17 protein-coding genes and 2 pseudogenes are annotated in these 17,331 nt (G+C 64.0%); 14 read left to right on the forward strand and 5 right to left on the reverse strand.

The window, feature by feature from the left end; genetic code table 11:
* Positions 1-350 precede the first annotated feature (350 nt).
* Positions 351-785, forward strand: coding sequence for a helix-turn-helix domain-containing protein (locus M6G65_RS33810; protein WP_308445234.1), 435 nt, complete (start codon positions 351-353; stop codon positions 783-785).
* Positions 786-878: 93 nt separating this feature from the next.
* On the opposite strand, the pseudogene M6G65_RS27540 reads toward M6G65_RS33810, so the two are convergent.
* Together M6G65_RS27540 and M6G65_RS27545 are read right to left on the reverse strand one after the other, a co-directional pair.
* Positions 879-995: pseudogene (locus tag M6G65_RS27540) on the reverse strand (AraC family transcriptional regulator); the annotation flags it as partial.
* Positions 996-1,207: 212 nt separating this feature from the next.
* Positions 1,208-3,547 carry a bifunctional diguanylate cyclase/phosphodiesterase gene (locus M6G65_RS27545; protein ID WP_250103131.1) on the reverse strand — a complete coding sequence of 780 codons (2,340 nt, stop codon included), beginning with the start codon at positions 3,545-3,547 and terminating at the stop codon, positions 1,208-1,210.
* A 678-nt stretch (positions 3,548-4,225) separates the two neighbouring features.
* Between M6G65_RS27545 and M6G65_RS27550 the strand changes: the two genes are divergently transcribed.
* The 5 genes from M6G65_RS27550 (at position 4,226) to M6G65_RS27570 (ending at position 9,052) form a co-directional block, all read left to right on the forward strand.
* On the forward strand, positions 4,226-4,858 hold the full coding sequence (locus M6G65_RS27550; protein WP_238199500.1) for a tyrosine-type recombinase/integrase: 633 nt from the start codon (positions 4,226-4,228) through the stop codon (positions 4,856-4,858).
* 272 nt (positions 4,859-5,130) lie between these two features.
* The gene (locus tag M6G65_RS27555; protein WP_238199502.1) at positions 5,131-6,027 is read left to right on the forward strand and encodes a LysR family transcriptional regulator; all 897 of its coding nucleotides are present in this window, start codon (positions 5,131-5,133) and stop codon (positions 6,025-6,027) included.
* 187 nt (positions 6,028-6,214) lie between these two features.
* Positions 6,215-6,940 (forward strand): PIG-L deacetylase family protein, encoded by a 726-nt coding sequence (locus M6G65_RS27560; protein WP_250103132.1) that lies wholly within the window; start codon positions 6,215-6,217, stop codon positions 6,938-6,940.
* Complete coding sequence (locus M6G65_RS27565; protein ID WP_238199506.1) at positions 6,937-7,626, forward strand: 4-carboxy-4-hydroxy-2-oxoadipate aldolase/oxaloacetate decarboxylase; 690 nt, start codon at positions 6,937-6,939, stop codon at positions 7,624-7,626. The genes M6G65_RS27560 and M6G65_RS27565 overlap by 4 nt, the downstream gene beginning before the upstream one ends.
* Before the next feature lie 121 nt (positions 7,627-7,747).
* Entirely contained in the window at positions 7,748-9,052 is a 1,305-nt protein-coding gene (locus M6G65_RS27570) for an MFS transporter (protein ID WP_238199508.1), read from the forward strand.
* Between the two features lie 181 nt (positions 9,053-9,233).
* Here the strand turns inward: M6G65_RS27570 and M6G65_RS27575 are convergent.
* Positions 9,234-9,608 (reverse strand): annotated as a pseudogene (locus M6G65_RS27575) (methyl-accepting chemotaxis protein); the annotation flags it as partial.
* Positions 9,601-10,074 (reverse strand): Ros/MucR family transcriptional regulator, encoded by a 474-nt coding sequence (locus M6G65_RS27580; RefSeq protein ID WP_238199510.1) that lies wholly within the window; start codon positions 10,072-10,074, stop codon positions 9,601-9,603. The pseudogene M6G65_RS27575 and the gene M6G65_RS27580, both read right to left, overlap by 8 nt.
* Positions 10,075-10,191: 117 nt before the next feature.
* Here M6G65_RS27580 and M6G65_RS27585 point away from each other — a divergent pair, with 117 nt between their 5' ends.
* The 6 genes from M6G65_RS27585 to M6G65_RS27610 all read left to right on the forward strand — a co-directional run bounded on the left by M6G65_RS27585 (position 10,192) and on the right by M6G65_RS27610 (position 15,104).
* Positions 10,192-11,151, forward strand: coding sequence for an AraC-like ligand-binding domain-containing protein (locus tag M6G65_RS27585; RefSeq protein WP_238199511.1), 960 nt, complete (start codon positions 10,192-10,194; stop codon positions 11,149-11,151).
* 343 nt (positions 11,152-11,494) lie between these two features.
* Complete coding sequence (locus tag M6G65_RS27590) at positions 11,495-12,745, forward strand: NAD(P)/FAD-dependent oxidoreductase (RefSeq protein WP_238199513.1); 1,251 nt, start codon at positions 11,495-11,497, stop codon at positions 12,743-12,745.
* Between the two features lie 401 nt (positions 12,746-13,146).
* A complete protein-coding gene (locus M6G65_RS27595; protein WP_238199514.1) occupies positions 13,147-14,037 on the forward strand; it encodes an ImmA/IrrE family metallo-endopeptidase in 891 nt (296 codons plus the stop codon).
* Positions 14,038-14,165: 128 nt separating this feature from the next.
* Positions 14,166-14,417 carry a hypothetical protein gene (locus M6G65_RS27600; protein ID WP_238199516.1) on the forward strand — a complete coding sequence of 84 codons (252 nt, stop codon included), beginning with the start codon at positions 14,166-14,168 and terminating at the stop codon, positions 14,415-14,417.
* A gap of 253 nt (positions 14,418-14,670) precedes the next feature.
* Positions 14,671-14,928, forward strand: a complete 258-nt coding sequence (locus tag M6G65_RS27605) for a hypothetical protein (RefSeq protein WP_053622063.1) — start codon at positions 14,671-14,673, stop codon at positions 14,926-14,928.
* The gene (locus tag M6G65_RS27610) at positions 14,925-15,104 is read left to right on the forward strand and encodes a hypothetical protein (RefSeq protein WP_238199518.1); all 180 of its coding nucleotides are present in this window, start codon (positions 14,925-14,927) and stop codon (positions 15,102-15,104) included. Before M6G65_RS27605 ends, M6G65_RS27610 begins: the two co-directional genes overlap by 4 nt.
* Positions 15,105-15,233: 129 nt before the next feature.
* On the opposite strand, the gene M6G65_RS27615 is transcribed toward M6G65_RS27610, so the two are convergent.
* A complete protein-coding gene (locus M6G65_RS27615) occupies positions 15,234-16,082 on the reverse strand; it encodes a metal-dependent phosphohydrolase (protein ID WP_250104297.1) in 849 nt (282 codons plus the stop codon).
* Positions 16,083-16,421: 339 nt separating this feature from the next.
* Between M6G65_RS27615 and M6G65_RS27620 the strand changes: the two genes are divergently transcribed.
* Entirely contained in the window at positions 16,422-16,604 is a 183-nt protein-coding gene (locus tag M6G65_RS27620; protein ID WP_003600567.1) for a DUF3606 domain-containing protein, read from the forward strand.
* Positions 16,605-16,700: 96 nt separating this feature from the next.
* Positions 16,701-17,252: a hypothetical protein gene (locus tag M6G65_RS27625; RefSeq protein WP_238199519.1), complete on the forward strand. Its 552-nt coding sequence runs from the start codon at positions 16,701-16,703 to the stop codon at positions 17,250-17,252.
* Positions 17,253-17,331: the final 79 nt, after the last annotated feature.

The following is a 17,331-nucleotide window of genomic DNA, read 5'->3' on the forward strand; positions in this document are numbered from 1 at the left end:
CAGTTCGGTGGAACGGCCAGGGCGACCGCCTCTACGCGGTCTTAACTCAACGCGGCTGCCATGCCGTCCAGCAGAACCAGCGTGAGGCGGTGAGCCGGGGATTTCGTCGTGCTCGATCATCGAACGGGCGTCAGCGAAATTGAGACTGGCAGCTTTTTGATCCTCGATCTGCCGCGGAAGCGCCTTGAGAGTGCGCTGGGCCCGCTTCAATTGACTATTGCTCTCGCAGTCGGCGCCAACTTGCCTCTACGATGCTTGTAAATACCTACGTCCAGAAGCTGATCCGAGTGAGAGATCGTCTAAATCTCGACGGCGCGGCGCGCATGGCGGTGATTGGAGTGGAACTAGTCGTGGCCAGTCTCGCCGAGCGGTTTGCACGAGAGGTGCCACGCTCAATTCACGGCAACGCCACCGTCCAGCGCGCCATGGCCTACATCGAGACTCACCTGAGTGACACGACCTTGGACCCGCCGCAACTCGCCGCCGCCGTCGGCGTATCGCTGCGCCGGCTGCAGGAGTTGTTTCACGAGCGCGGCCGGCACATCTCCGACTACATCCGGGGACGCCGTCTGGAGGTGGCAGCTCAGCGCCTGAGCGACCCAGCCTGCGCCCACCTGTCGATCGGCATGCTGGCTTACGGCTGCGGCTTCAGTAGCCAGGCGCATTTCCCCCGCCGCTTCAAAGATCGCTACGACATGAACCCGCGTGAGTACCGGCAGGCGCACAGGCGGGATGTGCAGTCGGTCGCGTTCGCTCTCCGGCTGTCGTCCTCGTTAGCTGAGTGACTGGTGTGGGTCGAAAGCGGGAGGGCGGCTGCGGGTAGAGAGCGGCCCGTCCGGTTTTGGAAGGGAGGCGCGACAAGTGGCCGTTGCGCAGGGCTATCTCAACGGCAGGAACAACTCCGTGATTGCCTCGTGCTCAGGCACCTCCGGAAAGAACGGAAGTCGCTGGCAGCAGAGCGGGAAACCCCGCGTCTCCTGGCCGCTGGCATGGAGTCAGTCGCGATAGGATCAGAGCGCGGCAGTTTGCGGTTGTAAACCAACGCCAACCACCAATCGCCGATAACCACGACGCGAGGAAGGCCGTCCGCTCGCGTTGGCGGAGGGGCGCGAACGAGCTTCCCCGCTTCCGTCAGCTGCACCGCCATCAGTGCCGCGCCCTAAAATCAGCGGCGGGTACCGCTCTGATTATCTGAACGCCGGCCGCTTCATGCAGCTTGCGCGTTGCCACTCTGGGTCCGCACAAAGTCAAGAATGCAGGCAGCAGACAGCGGGCGGCTGATCAGGTACCCCTGAGCTTGCGTGCAGCCCAAGGCTTTAAGCAAGTTCAGCTGTTCGACTGTCTCAACGCCTTCGGCCGTGATCAGCAGATCGAGCCTTTTGGCAAGCAACAATGTGATCTCGACAATCGTCAGACAATCTTGCGACGTCTCAATTTCCCCAACGAATGACCGATCTATTTTTATTTTTTGAAACGGGTATTTTCTTAGGTAATTCAGGGACGAATACCCTGTACCGAAGTCATCAAGGACAATTGAGACACCAAGCGACCGGAGTTCGAACAGGGCAACTTCGGTTAATTTGCTGTCGCCGATAAGGGCCGACTCGGTGATCTCAAGCTCGATGCGGTCTGCTGCTATTTCCGATTCCGCGATCGCTGCCCTTACCTCTGAAACGATGTCTCTCGTCCGAAACTGGATAGGCGAAAGATTGACGGCAACCTTAATATGAGGAGGCCAAGAGACCGCCGCCTTGCATGCCGTCTTCAGGACCCACTCGCCAATCGTCCCGATTAGCCCAGTTTCTTCTGCGACAGGGATGAACTCGGACGGAGGGATGTAGCCCCGCACCGGGTGCTTCCAGCGGATCAGAGCCTCGCAGCCGCTGATCTGCCCGGAAGACAGATGGAGGAGAGGCTGAAACGCAAGCTCAAGTTCGCCGCGAGTGAGTGCGTGACGCAACTCAACCTCCAGCTCCCGACGGAAGCGAAGCCCCTGCTCCATTTCGGGGCAGTACGATTTGAAGTTGTTCTTTCCGGAGTCCTTTGCGGCGTACAACGCCAGATCCGCTCTCCGAAGAATGGTTTCTGCATCCCCGTCGCATTGCGAGATGAAAACCACGCCTATGCTTGCTTCAACAACTATCTCGTTCGAGGCGACAGAGAATGGTTCCGAGAGCGTTTGGAGAATGAGTGACGCAAGTGCCCCTACATCCTGATGCCGCTCTGATCCTGTTACAAAAGCGAATTCATCTCCGCCTAAACGTGCTAGAAAGATATCGGAGGACAGCATTTTCCCGAGCCGCGTCGCTACCGCCTGCAGCAGCTGGTCGCCAACTCCGTGGCCAAGTGTATCGTTGACTTCCTTGAAGCGATCCAAGTCCAGGAGAAGGAGCATAGCGTCCCCTCCATCTATTTTGTGTCTTGTGATCTGACGTGTCATGAACTCATTGAAGTTCAGCCGATTCGCCAGCCCTGTGAGGGCATCGTGGCGAGCCAGATAGCTTTCGGCATTGGCGAGCCGGTCGCGCGCGCGAATGCGCCGTAGGCTGAGAGCGGTTGCGATTGCCACACATAGATCCATGACGGCTGCAACAGCAATCATCTGAGCGGCTTCATGCTTCCATGGAGCAAGGACGGCGTCACTAGATCGACTCACCGACACGACCAGAGGAAATCTGCTTGAGATTTTGGCCGTGATGTAGCGATCCTCTCCGTCAATCAAGCTTTTCATTCTTGAGGTTACTAGGCTTGACGTCGAAAATCTTCTAAATACCCCTTCGCTTGAAGCATTCACAACGCCGAGTGCCGATTCATGTTGAGGGTATCTGGCTAGAAGAACACCATCTCGCCTGAAGAGGGCGATTGCCATCCGATCGTCAATCTTCACGTCCTGATAGAAGGCCTCCAAATTAGAGATCGTAACGCCGACGGTAACGCAGCCAATAAAATCTCCTGTGGCACTCGCCAGCCGCCGGGATATAAATACCATCCACTTGCCAGTTATTTTGTCGATAACGGGACGGCCGACATAATACGGAATATCGTTGCGCCGCCTGACCTCGGCAAAATAATCTCGCTCCGCGAGATTCATCGGCCCGAAGGGCCACTTTGCCGAGTTATTGACAACATTCCCTTCGCTGTCGATAATAAAAAGAACCGCAATGTCGGGAAAAAAGCTGGACCACTCCTTCAATTTTAGGTGCCACGGTTCGCTCGAACCGCGCTCTTTGACTGCGCCGACCGAGTCCATCTGAACGGTCTCGGCGTGCTGGACAACGATCTGCTGTAAAAGTTGGACCGATTGAAACCAGCGGTCGACCTGATCGCCCATTACCTGGGCGAGGCCGCGCAGTTGGTAGCCAGCCTCAGTCTCAGCCCGATCTCGCGCCTGCCAGACAAGGGCGGCTGTCCCGACCGTCACCGTTGCAGAGACTAGGCATGCGGAAAGCACGATCGGTGCGCCGGACCGCCAGCCCAGTGACTGTCCTATGGACCGGAGCCCGTCGCCCAACTGGCTGCGCACCTTGGTTCGCAGAGAAGAAAGCATCGTAGAACACACCTATGCTCTGGCAGCATAGCGATCAATTCTTAATGTTCCATCTGGGGCGTGCCTCGTAAAATGACGATCAAAGCCGAACATCGTGAGTCAATTCGGCTGATAGATTAGAATGCGCGCTGATTGCAGCTTATGTATTCACCTCTGCCGAGCTCCGTGTTTTCTCTCTGGACTGCCGGTCACGATAACAATGCCTAAATCACAGCGACCGCCAGCTTGCGCAGGTAATCTCGAAACCGAACAGCTCGCCGAGTTAGTAACGGTGCCAATTGGAATTTTGGCTGCGACGCTCCTGCGCAGCGCGGTAGCTCGGGTGAACCGCCTGGCGAGCCAAGTGCATGCCGGTCATCGAGGTGCTGAAGAATTTCGAGCACATCGCACGTAGGCTGCGGACGGGCCGACCGACCTGAAGGTTCTTCAGTTGGATGTTCGCGGTGATCTGGTGATCACGGAGGTCGTCCTTCGGGCGGCAAGGATGGCGGCCCGGGATGGGTGCGTCACTGCCAGCGTAGCGGCGGAACATACGTCCGCTTTTGGGAGCCGCACGGCCGCGCGTGAAAGACTGCGTTGGGTCTCCAGCGGAACGTCCGCATATGTCTACCCTCATCTCAGGAGCATCGGTTCGGCGTCCTCTCGCCTCGTCGGCATGGGCCGGCGAGGAGACAGACGATGGGACACCCCGCACACGATTCGGCCACGAAAGGGCGACCGGCCTGGAACGCTAGCCGCAAGCTCGGGGCCAAGCGCGCCCTCAAACCTCAGCAAGGCTGGGCCATCCGGTTCTGGCTCGACCGCGAACGGCGCGTGCGCGACCGCGCAATGTTTGACCTCGCCATCGACAGCAAGCTGCGCGGCTGCGACATCGTCAAGCTCAAGATCGGCGACCTTGTCGGCGGTGGTCGCGTCCGCAGCCGGGCTGTTGCCATCCAGCGCAAAACCCGCCGGCCGGTGCAATTCGAGTTGCTCGAACCCGCCCGTACCAGCATCCTGGCATGGTTGCAGGCCAGGGGTGGAACGCTCGGCGACGATGCGTTCCCAAGCAGGCTTGACGGCGTCACGCACATCAGCACCCGACAGTACGCGCAGTTAATCGACGAGTGGGTCGCAGGCATCGGGCTGCGGCAGGAGGACTACGGCACCCACTCCCAGCGCCGGACGAAGGCGTCGTTGATCTACAAGCGGACCGGCAATCTGCGTGCCGTCCAGATCCTGCTCGGCCCTACCAAGATTGAGAGCACGGTCAGGTATCTCGGTGTCGACGTCGAGGATGCTCTGACACTTGCCGGAGGGACCGAGATTTGAGCGTTCGGCCCCTCGGCTTCAATGTCGAGGGGCTTCGAAACTAGCCCGGCTGCAGTGCGCCCTCCCGGCCATTCCCTCGATGGAAGCTACGGCCGGAAAGCGGATGCCGCCGCTTCGAGTTCGGGCTACCTCTGGCCGATTGCGCTTCACCAGTGGCGGACTGGACAGATCGTCGGGTAAGCTCGACAGGCTCTTCGTCCGTGCGAATGCTGGCGCCGCGTTCCGACGCCGTGGCCGGCGAACGCGCCGCGTGTCATCGGCGGTGAGGGGTGATGGAGCGGATCGATTTCCTGGGCCTTCAGGCCTTCCTCAGCATCGCCAACTGGGGGAGCTTCAACCGGGCCGCGGCCAGCCTCAGCCTCTCGCAGGCGGCGCTGAGCCACCGCCTCAAGAAGCTGGAGGACGAACTCGGCGTCAGGCTCGTCGCGCGCACGACGCGGCAGGTGACGCTGACGCCAGCCGGCGTCGAGCTTCTGCCGAGCGCGCAACGCATCGTCGACGAACTCTCCCAGATCTTCGGAACACTCCGGCGGCAAGGCCGCGAGAGCCAGGATCTCGTCCGCTTCGGCTGCCTGCCGACGATTGCCGGCCACCATCTGCCCGTCATCCTGCGGGGCTTCAGCGCCGCCCACCCGGGCGTGCTGGTGCGCGTCCTCGATCAATCGGCCACCGCGATCATCGAGCGCGTGCGGGCGGGCGAGGCTGAATTCGGCATCACCATCATGTCGGCGCAGCACTACGACCTCGACATTACCCCCATCCACCAGGAAGCCTTCGTGCTGGTGTGCCGGGCCGATCACGCGCTCGCCGACGCGAAGGTGGTGACGTGGTCCGAGCTGGACCGTGAGATCCTCATCAAGATCGGGGAGCAGACCGGCAACAACCTCCTCATCGCGGCGGGGTTGGGCGGACGCTACGCCGACCTGACCTGGGCCTACGAGGTGCACCGCGTCGCCACCGCCATCGGCATGGTGCGCGGAGGCTTGGGGGTGACCGTCGTGCCGCGCTTGGCCTTTCAGGCCGCCGACGAGGGAAAGATCGTCGCCGTGCCACTCCGGGCGCCGAGCATCGCGCGGACGATCGGCATCGTGACGCGCCGCAATCACACCCTGTCACCGGTGGCGGAGAGCCTGGCCCGTATGATCCAGGCGTACTTCAACGCGCTCTGACCGCGCCGCGTCCCGCCAGGGCCCAGTCGGGAGGCATCGCGCCGCAATGCCCCAATCCGCTGGCATTATTCGATAACGTGCATCAATAACCTCAATCTAATCATTTGTTTGCTCAGGCGGGCGGCGATAGCTCTGCATGCACAATAGTGCGCGCGGGCAGCGACGCACGCTTCGGGAGAGATGAGACATGGCGGCCGCAGCGCGATCGGGCCTCGTCGTGACAGCCCATCCGGGCGACTTCGTGTGGCGCGCTGGCGGCGCCATCGCCCTGCACGCGCGCAAGGGCTACCGGATGAAGATCGTCTGCCTGTCGTTCGGCGAGCGCGGCGAGAGCCAGTGGGCCTGGAAGAAGGCCGGCGTGCGACTCGAGGACGTGAAGGCCCAGCGCCGCGTCGAGGCCGAGGAGGCGGCCGGCATTCTCGGCGCCGAAATCGAGTTCCTCGACGTCGGCGACTATCCCCTGCGCGTTGGCGAGGCCGTTCTCGACCGGCTCGCCGACGTCTACCGCGAGGAGCGTCCGGCCTTCGTGCTGACCCACGCCCTCGAAGACCCGTACAATTTCGATCATCCGGTCGCCGCCCACGTGGCGCAGGAGGGGCGGGTGATCGCCCAGGCCGCCGGGCACAAGCCTGACCCGGACCGCAGCTACGCCGCGCCGCCGGTGTTCCTGTTCGAGCCGCACCAGCCGGAGCAGTGCAACTTCAAGCCCCAGGTCATCCTGAACATCGATGCGGTGTGGGAGACCAAGTTCCGCGCGTTCCAGGTGCTCGCCGCCCAGAAGCACCTCTGGGAATATTACACCCGCGTGGCCCTAAACCGCGGCGTCCAGGGCGGCCGCAACTCCGGAACGGCGATGACCTACGGGGAGGCCTATCAGCGCCTCTTCCCGATGACGCTGGAGGAACTGGCATGAGGACCGTCGTCGTCCGCAACATCCCCCGCGTCCCGCCGACCATCGCCGCGACGCTCGCCGGGCACGGGGTCTCCACGGTCCACGAGGCGCAGGGGCGCACCGGCCTTCTGAAGACCTACATGCGCCCGATCTGGGAGGGCGCCGCGATAGCCGGCAGCGCCGTGACCGTGCTGGCACAGCCCGGTGACAACTGGATGCTGCACGTGGCCATCGAGCAGTGCCGCCCCGGCGACGTCCTGGTCGTGGCCTGCACGACCGACAACACCGACGGCATGTTCGGCGACCTGCTCGCCACCTCGCTGAAGGCGCGCGGCGGCGTCGGCCTGGTGATCGACGCGGGCTGCCGCGACGTGCGCACGCTCAAGGAGATGGGCTTCCCGGTCTGGTCGCGGGCGATCTCCGCCAAGGGCACGGTCAAGGCGACGCTGGGCAGCGTCAACGTCCCGGTGGTCTGCGCGGGCGTCCTGGTCCGGCCGGGCGACGCGATCGTGGCGGACGATGACGGCGTCGTGGTCGTGCCCCATGCCGACGCCGAGGCCGTCGCCGCGCAGGCGGATGCGCGGGCCGCCAACGAGGTCGCCAAGCGCGCCCGGCTCGCGGCCGGCGAACTCGGCCTCGACCTCTACGCGATGCGCGGGACGCTCGCTGCCGCCGGCCTCGAATACGTGGACGGCCCGCTGGACTGACGAACGCCAAGACTGAGACCGGAAGACCGTCCGCGAAGAGACGGCACCGGCTGAACCGTGCCGCCCGCCCGGCCGGCAGCCCGAGCGGCGCACGATCCCGTATGGCCGGAGGAGACGCGTCATGATGAAGCTCGGCTGGTATCACACGCTCGATCAGACCGAGCGCCGAACCTACTGGGCCTGCTTCGCGGGGTTCGGCCTCGATGCCATGGACACCACGATCTACGCCCTCGTCATCCCGGCGCTGATCGCGACGCTCGGCCTGACGCAGGCCGAGGCCGGATACCTCGCCACGGCCTCCCTCGCCGGGGCCGCGGTCGGCGGCTGGGCCGCCGGCATCCTGGCGGACCGGATCGGTCGGGTCCGGATCCTGCAGCTCACGATCCTGATGGTCGCGGGATTCACCTGCCTGGCGGCGTTCATGAGCGACTTCTGGTCCCTCGCCCTCGTCCGCTTCCTCCAGGGCCTCGGCTACGGGGGCGAGGCCGCGGTGGGCGGCGTCCTGATCAGCGAGGTGATCCGGCCGGCCCTGCGCGGGCGCGTCGCGGCCTCCGTCCAGAGCAGCTACGCGGTCGGCTACGCACTCTCGGTCAGCCTGCTGCCGGTCATCGCATCCCTGTTCTCCGAGGAGACCGGCTGGCGCGTCTTCTTCGCCATCGGCATCATCCCGGCCGGGCTCGTCTTCTTCATCCGCCGGCTCGTCCCGGAATCCGGCATCTACGCCGAGGCGCGGGCTGCGCGGCGCGACGGCGCTGTGCCGCCGCCGTTCTGGACGATCTTCACCGGCCGGCACCTGCGCCGCACGGCCGCCGCCGCGATCATGTCGACCGGCATCTTCGGCGGCGCCTACGTGATGATCACGTGGCTGCCGACCTACCTGCGCACCGCCCTCGGCCTCTCGATCAAGTCGAGCACCGGCTATCTCGCGATGAACATCCTCGGCTCCCTCGTGGGACCGCTTCTTTACGGCTGGCTGTCGGACCGGATCGGCCGCCGCCCCGCCTTCATGACCTTCCTGGTGCTGCAATCCGGCAACGTCGCGATCCTCCTGCTCGCGCCGATCGGCCTCACCACGACCGTCGTCTTGAGCTTCTTTCTGGGCGCGTTCCAGGGGGCGCTGGCCTCGGGCATGCTGCCGACCTTCGCGGAGCTGTTCCCGACCGCGATCCGGGCGAGCGGCCAGGGCTTCTGCCTCGGGGGCGGTCGCGGCTTCGGCTCGGTCGTGCCCGCCACGGTGGGCATCCTGGCCGCGAGCCTGCCGCTCGGGACCGCAATGGGAGCCTGCGCCCTCTGCGCCTACGGGGTCGCCTTCGGCGCGGCGCTGCTTCTGCCTGAAACCGCCGGCACTGACCTGCACGAGCAGGGCAGCGGGCCGACGGTAAGGACCGGTCATCAGGAACGAGCATCGGACACTGTGTCGGCATAGGTATGCGACCGAGTGGCCGCGTTCCGCCATTCGGGCTGGAAGTTGCCGGTCTGCTTTTAGCAAGCGGGTTCGAGAAACCGGACGTTGACTTGGACCGCGGTGTTCGCCGGCTTTGAATTCCAGTGCGGGCTCACGATGAGACGTGCGCACCCACGTAATATCGCCGCGGCAAGACGCTGGACTAGGCGGCACGCACAATGGCGAGGAAGCGGCTCATCCCGGTCGCGAGCTGCTCGGACTGGCGCGATAGCTCGGTCGCTGCCCCCAGCACTTGGCTCGCTGCTGCACCGGTCTCTTCGGCTCCGCCCGCCACGCGCGCGATGTTGCTCGTCACCCCGCCGGTGCCGCTGGCGGCCTGGGCGACGTTGCGCACGATCTCCTGCGTGGCCGCACCCTGTTTCTCGACGGCCGCCGCAATGCCCGTCGCCACACCGCTGATCTCGTGGATGCGGGCTGTGATCGAGCCGATCGCCGACACGGCCTGACCGGTCGAACCCTGGATCCGGGTGATCTGGCTCGAGATCTCGCGCGTTGCTCGTGCGGTCTGCTCAAGCAGCCTTGCGCGCTCGACCGTCGGCTCGCTGCCGCTCGGCCATGGCGCCGGGCTGTCCGAGGCCGATCGCCTTGGCCAGGGCGGAGCGCTGCTCGGCGTAGCTCGGGGCGACCATCGGGTAGTCGGCCGGCAGGCCGTAGCGGTCGCGGTAGCTGCGCGGATCGAGGCCGTGGCTGGTCAGGTGACGCTTGAGCGTCTTGTAGGTCTTGCCGTCGATGAAGCTGACGATCCCATCGGGGCGGACCGACTTGCGGATCTGGGCGGCGCTCGGCTTCTCGACATCGGCCTGCACGGCCGCGCCGGCGTCGGCGGTCAGGGTGCCGGAGACGAGGCCGGCGCGGCCGTGCACGCGCGTGATCAGGGCCGGCAGCTCGGCAACCGGCACCGGATTGTTCGACACATAGGCGGCGACGATGCCTGCTGCCAGCTCGGTATGAGCCGAGGAGTTGGCTGAAATTTGAGTATACACGAGTGACTCCTGAGATCGGAATCAGCACATAAGATAATCCGTCGCGTTGCGCTTGCCTGAGCGCGTGCTACCGTTCGCCTGAGCGCGCGGTAGAAAGAATTCATTCAAGCAATCAGCATGAGGACTTTGTTCTCGACCGCGGACGAGAAGCCGAAGGACAGTTTCCGCCGCTGGCAGGAAACGATCTTCGAGCGATTGGTGCCTGTCGAGCTGACGCCAGCCGGCGATCGGCCATTCAGGGGAACGTTGGAAGCGGCTGAAGTCGGCCCGCTGCTGATCACCCGTATCACCCAGAGTGCCGTCACCACAGAGGCGACGCGAGACACGATCCGTCGGCACGGCAAACATGACACATTGAACGTGGCGATTGTACTGAGAGGTGAGATCTCCAGTTCTCAGGACGATCGCATCTCTGTTCAGCGCCCGGGCGATATCGTAGTGCTGGATCGAAGACCGACTACTATGGCGTCGGCAGCGGAGACACAGACGCTGTTCCTTGAGGTCCCTCGCGCAAGCTTGGAACGCCCGCTAGGATCGACGCGCCGTTACACGGCACTGACGATCGGTGCGGACCAGCCCGGCACCTCACTGGTGACAACCTTCTTCGACGAGCTGGTGCGCACATATGGTCACCTAACGCCAGAGATGGCGGCTCGCATGGCTTCAATCGGCATCGATCTCCTGGTTGCAAGCATCGCGGAACGCCTGTCGCAGGACCCACCTGAGAACCTGCAAGCGACGCTCATCGTGCAGCGCGCCAGCGCGTACATCGAAGGAAATCTCGTTGATTTAGATTTGGATCCTACGAGGCTTGCATCTGCGATAGGCGTATCGCTGCGCTATCTTCAAGAATTGTTCCACGCGCAGGACCGCAACATTTCCGATTGGATATGGCGGCGGCGCCTGGAAGTCGCAGCACAACGGCTGGCGGATCCCGGTTTCGCCCACGTCGCTATTGGAGCGCTGGCATATGGCTGCGGCTTCAGCAATCAAAGCCATTTCAGTCGACGCTTCAAGGATCGCTACGAGCTTGCGCCGACCGACTACCGGTGGCGAGCGCTCCGTTCGAAAGTCTGAAGCGAATCTGCTCCTGAAATATCCCGCCGTTTGTCCGAAAAGGCTGTCATGGATCGGTGGGAGCACATTCGGTATCTCAAATCACCGACTTCGAAGCGGACCAGCAGCTCTCGGCCAGATATACAGCTGACTGATTGGTGCCCAGAGCGCCCAATGCTGTACCCGGGGGCCACCCGGAAGCGAACGCTCCGTCAGCGGACGCTCGAGTTTTGTTCGCGCCACACGTGCATATCTGGGGCTGATCGCTGAGCCGGCTGCTTGTCACCTGAGAGCAGGTCACTCGAGAATCCGCGTTGGTCCGCTAAGATCACGCTGATCGGTCCGGGCTCAGGGGCGGCTCTCGATGACCAAACGAATCTTGGTGGTAGGCGGCGGCTTCTCCGGCCTGTGGAGCGCGGCAGCAGCTGCGCGCGCGCGCGATGAACTCGGGCTGATCGACGAGATTGTCATCACCCTCATTAGTCCAGACCCGTTCCACGCTATTCGGGTGCGGTGCTATGAGGCCGACCTCACGCCCGTCGCCGTGCCACTGGACGAAGTGCTCGGTCCCATAAAGGTCGGGCGGATCGAAGGCACCGTGACTAAGATCGATGCCAGCGGGTGCCATCTCGCGGTGCATTGCCCGGAAAGACCCGGCTCGCTCACGCTGGAATACGACAGACTTATCCTCGCCGTCGGCAGCCTCCTGTCCCGCCCGCCCGTGCCGGGCATCGACTTGGCTTTCGATATCGACACGCTCGGCGGCGCACGCCGGCTCGCCCGCCACCTTGAAGACCTGGGTCGCGACGTGGTCGGCCCGGACCAGACCGGACGCTGGACCGCCATCGTGGTTGGCGGCGGACTTGTCGGAATAGAACTCGCCTGCGAGCTGCCGGCTCGCCTCGCTGCGGCCCGTGACCAAGCCGGGGGAACAGGTCCCGTCCATACGGTGCTGGTCGACCGCTCTGCTGAAATTGGATCCACGATCGGCGGCGCTGCAATGCCGGCCATTCGACAGGCTCTCGCCGCGGCGGGGGTGGCATGCATCGGCGGGGCCGGCCTAGCAGCGATCGACCCTAGGGGCGCGACGCTCAGCGACGGAACTTACATCCCGGCGCTGACGGTCGTCTGTGCCACGGGTATGCGGGCGAACCCTCTTGCCGAAGAACTTGGCGTAGCGCGCGATGCACGCGGTCGGTTGCCCGTGGACGCGCTGATGCGTGTCACCGGCGTTCCGGCCGTGTTCGCGGCGGGCGACGTGGCGGTGGCTACAGCCGACGAGGCCGGACACCAGACGGTCATGTCTTGCCAGCACGCGCGCCCGATGGGTCGGTTCGCGGGCTACAACGCGGTCTGCGACCTCGTCGGGCGGCCAGATCTCTGCCTGCGGTTCGCGGCACCGGATTACGTGACAGTGCTTGATCTCGGCGCGTGGGGAGCCGTCTACACGTCGGGCTGGGATCGCGACCGCCTCGTTGCGGACGGCGCAGCGGCGAAGGCGACCAAGCGTCTGATCAATGGCAGCCGCATCTACCCACCACCCTCACGCGATGGCGCCGCAATTCTGGCAGCGGCCGCGCCCATCATCCAGGCGCGCCCCGCGACGGCTGGCTAGCAGACCCGCCTGCAAAACCCGTCGCGTCTGTCGATGCACGCAGCTGTGCTGCTGGCGCAGGCGGAGGGATAGCGAAGCCGGTGCGTCAACCCGTAGCGGACTGTCGGTGAGCTTCCGAAAGCCCGAGAATGGCCAGCCTCGATCATCGCGCGGACTCGTGTGAGCGTCTCGGACGGATGCCGATCTGCCATGGAGCTTCCGGCTGAAAGCCGACGTACTGCAATGCGCCCATGCCGGCGATTCAGCTGACTGTGGCGACTTCCCGTAAGCGGACGTTGCAGGCTACGATCAGCCAATAGCGCTGCGCGGTGTGCTTCAGGCCGCCTGCACGCGGTCTGAGTCGGATCGCGGGTACGGGGCGGCCTGATGGATCGGCTCCGGGATGAGAAGGGGCTGCGCGGATGTCGGTCAGCAGGGTGGACCTCGTGGACGCGGGCTCGCCGGAGGCGCTCGTCAAACGCATCCTACAGGCCGAGCCGAACCTTCCGGTGCCCGTGCCGATCCAAGAGCTGTGTGCACGACTCGGCATCCTCCGGATCGAGGACCTCGACACCGACGAGTTCGAGGGTGGCCTCGTTACCGACGCGAAGCGATCTGAAGGCACCATCCTCGCCAGGCGCGGGGGCGAACCGCGTCGCCGCTTCACGATCGCACATGAACTCGGCCACTTCCTGATGGCGCACCACATCCCGGATCAGCCCGGGCGGTTCCTGTGCAAGAGCTCTGACCCGCTCCGCGTCACAGCGAAGGAGGGCGATCAGCGGCAACGCAGGGAGGTCGAGGCCAACCGCTTCGCCACCCTCATGCTGATGCCCCCGCACCTGCTGCGGGGAGCCATGGCGGCCTTTCGCGAGCCGGATCTGGAGCACGTTCTTGTGCTCGCGCGCGACTTCGCGGTCGGCAAGGAGGCGGCGGCTCGGGCCTACGTACAATACCATCCCGAGCGGATCGCCATCGTCGTGGCGGGTAACGGCCGGGTGCAGCGATGCTACCGGAGCCTCTCCTTTCCCGCCATCACCTGCGCGGTCGGCGGCCCGGTCCCGACAGGCTCGCTCTTTCACAGCAGTCCACATCGGCCGAACATCGTGAGCGACACTGCCGCGTGCAGTCCCGATCTCTGGATCGACGTGAAGCGCGACCTCCGCGCGCCGGACCTCTATGAGCAGGTGTACCGTCAGCAGAACGGCTTTGCGATGATCCTGCTGCGTCTGGACGCTGTCCCGGAGGAGAGCGCTGAGGAGCGCAGGCTCAATGAGGGCTGGCGTCACCGCTTCCACTCGGGGCGACGGTAGGCAAGATCCGCCCTGACGGAACGGCCCTGACGGACCTATCCTGCTGCTTCGTCAGAGCGGGCCGTACCGCCGTCCCGTCGCTGATCCGGCGCACTCCCGAGGCCGGCCGACGAGCAATGAGGTCATGAATGGCGGGAACTGGCGACAGCCTTCGGCCGCTCCTCAACCAGGCCGCGGCAGTGGAAGCGTTCCTCGACCGTGTCGGCCTCACCGAGGACGCCGAGCTGAACGCGACGGGCACCGCGCCTGCGACGTCTCCTGCCGTGTCGTTGATGATCACGAACCGTCAGCGGGCGGCGCTTCGTGAGCTTGGCTTTTCCGAAGAAGCCATTCGGCAGATGACGCCCGCCGAGGCGCATGGGAAGCTGGGATTGGCCTAGCCGCCGTCCCCACAGCGCATATTAAGCGCTTCGAGGCGCCTGCCGACCTCATCCAAGAAGCGGCGTACGCTCACAATCTGCCCTTTCGCTGTCGATAACCGCCGACAGCCGAGCGCTCGTATATTGGGGATGGTGGCGCCAAAACCGGCGAAAAGGCAGGATCGACCCTGGATTTTGTTCCTGTTTTGTTCTAAATGGCCTCACGGATCGAGCCCCTGTTCAACCCCTCGGTTGCTCCGAGCTACCCCGTGTCATGGCCGATACCGAAATCCCGCCACTCAGCCCCGACGACGCCAAGCTGATCCGCAATGAGCGGGCAAAGCTGACGGCGATGTGGGTCAACGGGGTCGCAGTCGCCTCCGTGGCTGTCGGCGGCATCTCCCCGTCAGTGGCAATCTTCTCGGGCACCGCCAGCGCGCTTACAGCCAGCGCTCTCCTGGTTGGTTGGAGTCTCCTGGCAGGTATACTACATCTGGTGGCTAGACGCCTGCTCGGAGCCCTGCGCGCGTGAGCCTGACGCTCGCACAGATGGTTGTTCTTTTTCTCGGCCCGCTCGTCCTGGCGACGATGGTCGCCGTTGTCCTATGGCTGACGCACGAGAAAGAGTCCGACCGCCTCAAGCGCGCTGAAGCGGATCGCGCGATTTGGCTCAAATATCAAGACGAGCGGAAAGTGCCCGGAGAGTAATTTCTCTCGCTGTGTGTTGGTCCGCCATCGTATAAAATTGATCGCCATCCGATTTTGCCAACACAGCGGGTTTGTCTTGGCGCTTGGTGTAGCTTTCCCGAGGAGTTGCGAGGATTGCTTTTGCGTGGCTCAGCCCGGGTGCGGTCCCATCCGGCGGCGGTCATGCTCGATGGCGAACACATGACTGTAGAGGTTCGCCACCCAGCTCCTCCCCTCAACCGTGAGATCAAGAAAGCGAATCGCGTCCCCGATGACCGGTTCGATCTTGCCCCAGAAGAACGCCGGGTACCGCTCCGCAAGGTCCGCCGGGTTGGCATAGCCGAGCTGGTCAGCCAGGCCGACCTCGGCGAACTCGTGGAACAGCGCATTCAGTTTACGAGGGTAGAGCGGATCGCCAAGTTGCCCGATCAGGTCAGCCGCACGCATCAAGCCGGCTTCGGTCCCGGTTTCCCGGTGCTCGTCGTCCGCAGGCACGGGGAAACGGGTCAACTCGATGGCGCGGATCACCCGCTGCGCATCGGCGAGGTCATTCGTGCCGAAGCGCTCCTGCACTGCCAGCTTCGAGCGCTCGATGTGGTAAGGTGCCAGCGCTGCATCGGACGCGCCTCGTGGCAGACCGATGGTGGTGCCCTGCGCGTCGATGACGAAGGCGTTCGCCCGGTCGCCTGAGCAGACACCACGCACGTAGCCGATGTCATGGTACAGGGCCGCCAGGATCATGTGCAGCCAATCCTCCGGCGTGATGCCCTTGTCGAGGAACCGGCCGCGCAGGATGTCCTGAGCGACGAGGGTGACGAGAGCCGTGTGGTCGCCGTCATGGTAGAGCGCATCGCTGCCGACGATCCGCTCGATGGTCAGACGTGCGGACGCCTCGATCACCTCGGCAAAACGTGGCTCGCGACTGCCGAAGGTGCGCTGATAGGTTAGAGCGAGGTGCTCGCCGAGCGCGTCGGCCAGCATCTTCGTCACATCGAACATGACCGGTATCCCGCACATCGAGCAAACGCCGATTTTGGCTGTCGTGTCGGTCTGCATCATGACATCAAGTGAGCGGCAGCCCATATCGGGAACTCGCCCTCTGAGCGTCGAGGCATCAAGCTCCGCGTAGGCTCGTATGATTCCACAGCCGCTGTAGCCGCGCTCATTCTCTAGCTCAGCCGACATCATTAAGCGCCGTTTCGGCCGCCTCAACCGGAAGCCGAAGCACCAGTTAGGCTAGGCTGCCGTTGCGGTTCCTCGCATCCCTTTGCACGCCTCACTGTCAGGTCGCTTGAGACCCTTCCCAGATCACGTGAAACCAAACCAATAGGATTCCCCATGGCCGGACTCAAAGACAAACGTGGCTTCATCGACAAGGACCGGCTTGATCTGTCGGAACGCAAGGCTGTCGAGTTTTGGATGAAGCGCTGGGGCGTCACGCAGGACCAGCTTACGGCAGCACATCGGAAGGTCGGTCGAATGACCAAGGATATCGCCGCCGAGTTGGGCAAAAAGCGTTAGGGGCGCGCTCGCCACAACAGGGTAGCTCCTCAGGGGACGTCGTCGATGGATAGGCCGCACCCTGATCGTGTTCGGACCAGCGCCCTGGATTTCTGGTTGGCCCGAAGCGCCGTCGCCTGCATCGCCGCCCTCCAACTGCTCGTTGTGAACGACTTCTCGCTCGGACCGCGCTGGCTTGCCCCGACGCTCGAACTCGCACTGCTGGTGCCACTCTCGGCCGCCACGGCCTGGAACCAGGGCCGGGCGCGGCGCGCCACGACAGACGCACACTGGGCCGAGGTCTACCGCCACCATCGCCTGATCCGCAGGATGGCACTCTTCATGACTGCGCTGGTCACCGTGACCAACACCGCCGCCCTCGCGGCCCTGGTCCACGCCCTCCTGAACGGCAAGGCAGCCGGCGGCCCGTCCTTGCTGATCGATGCCCTCAACATCTGGGGCACTCATGTCGTGATCTTCGCCCTGTGGTTCTGGACGACAGATCGCGGCGGTGCGGCTTTGCGCGGCCATCTGAGTGCGCGGGATCCGGATTTTCTGTTCCCACAAATGACGCTTCCGCAGCAGGATGCGGCAGCCCCCGTTCGTGCCGGGCTTCGTAGACTATCTGTTTCTGGCCTTCACCAACGCCACCGCCTTCTCACCCACTGACACGCTGCCGCTGACGCCGCGTGCGAAATTGCTGATGATGGCTGAGGCGTTGATCTCCCTGCTTACTGTGGCCCTTGTC

The organism is Methylobacterium tardum (assembly GCF_023546765.1).
Taxonomy (GTDB): Bacteria; Pseudomonadota; Alphaproteobacteria; order Rhizobiales; family Beijerinckiaceae; genus Methylobacterium; species Methylobacterium tardum.

Coding starts and splice junctions, on each gene's coding strand:
- M6G65_RS27545 (WP_250103131.1), bottom strand. CDS start 3,547: ATGCTTTCTTCTCTGCGAACCAAGGTGCGCAGCCAGTTGGGCGACGGG.
- M6G65_RS27550 (WP_238199500.1), top strand. CDS start 4,226: ATGGGACACCCCGCACACGATTCGGCCACGAAAGGGCGACCGGCCTGG.
- M6G65_RS27555 (WP_238199502.1), top strand. CDS start 5,131: ATGGAGCGGATCGATTTCCTGGGCCTTCAGGCCTTCCTCAGCATCGCC.
- M6G65_RS27560 (WP_250103132.1), top strand. CDS start 6,215: ATGGCGGCCGCAGCGCGATCGGGCCTCGTCGTGACAGCCCATCCGGGC.
- M6G65_RS27565 (WP_238199506.1), top strand. CDS start 6,937: ATGAGGACCGTCGTCGTCCGCAACATCCCCCGCGTCCCGCCGACCATC.
- M6G65_RS27570 (WP_238199508.1), top strand. CDS start 7,748: ATGATGAAGCTCGGCTGGTATCACACGCTCGATCAGACCGAGCGCCGA.
- M6G65_RS27585 (WP_238199511.1), top strand. CDS start 10,192: ATGAGGACTTTGTTCTCGACCGCGGACGAGAAGCCGAAGGACAGTTTC.
- M6G65_RS27590 (WP_238199513.1), top strand. CDS start 11,495: ATGACCAAACGAATCTTGGTGGTAGGCGGCGGCTTCTCCGGCCTGTGG.
- M6G65_RS27595 (WP_238199514.1), top strand. CDS start 13,147: ATGTCGGTCAGCAGGGTGGACCTCGTGGACGCGGGCTCGCCGGAGGCG.
- M6G65_RS27600 (WP_238199516.1), top strand. CDS start 14,166: ATGGCGGGAACTGGCGACAGCCTTCGGCCGCTCCTCAACCAGGCCGCG.
- M6G65_RS27605 (WP_053622063.1), top strand. CDS start 14,671: ATGGCCGATACCGAAATCCCGCCACTCAGCCCCGACGACGCCAAGCTG.
- M6G65_RS27615 (WP_250104297.1), bottom strand. CDS start 16,082: ATGTTCGATGTGACGAAGATGCTGGCCGACGCGCTCGGCGAGCACCTC.
- M6G65_RS27620 (WP_003600567.1), top strand. CDS start 16,422: ATGGCCGGACTCAAAGACAAACGTGGCTTCATCGACAAGGACCGGCTT.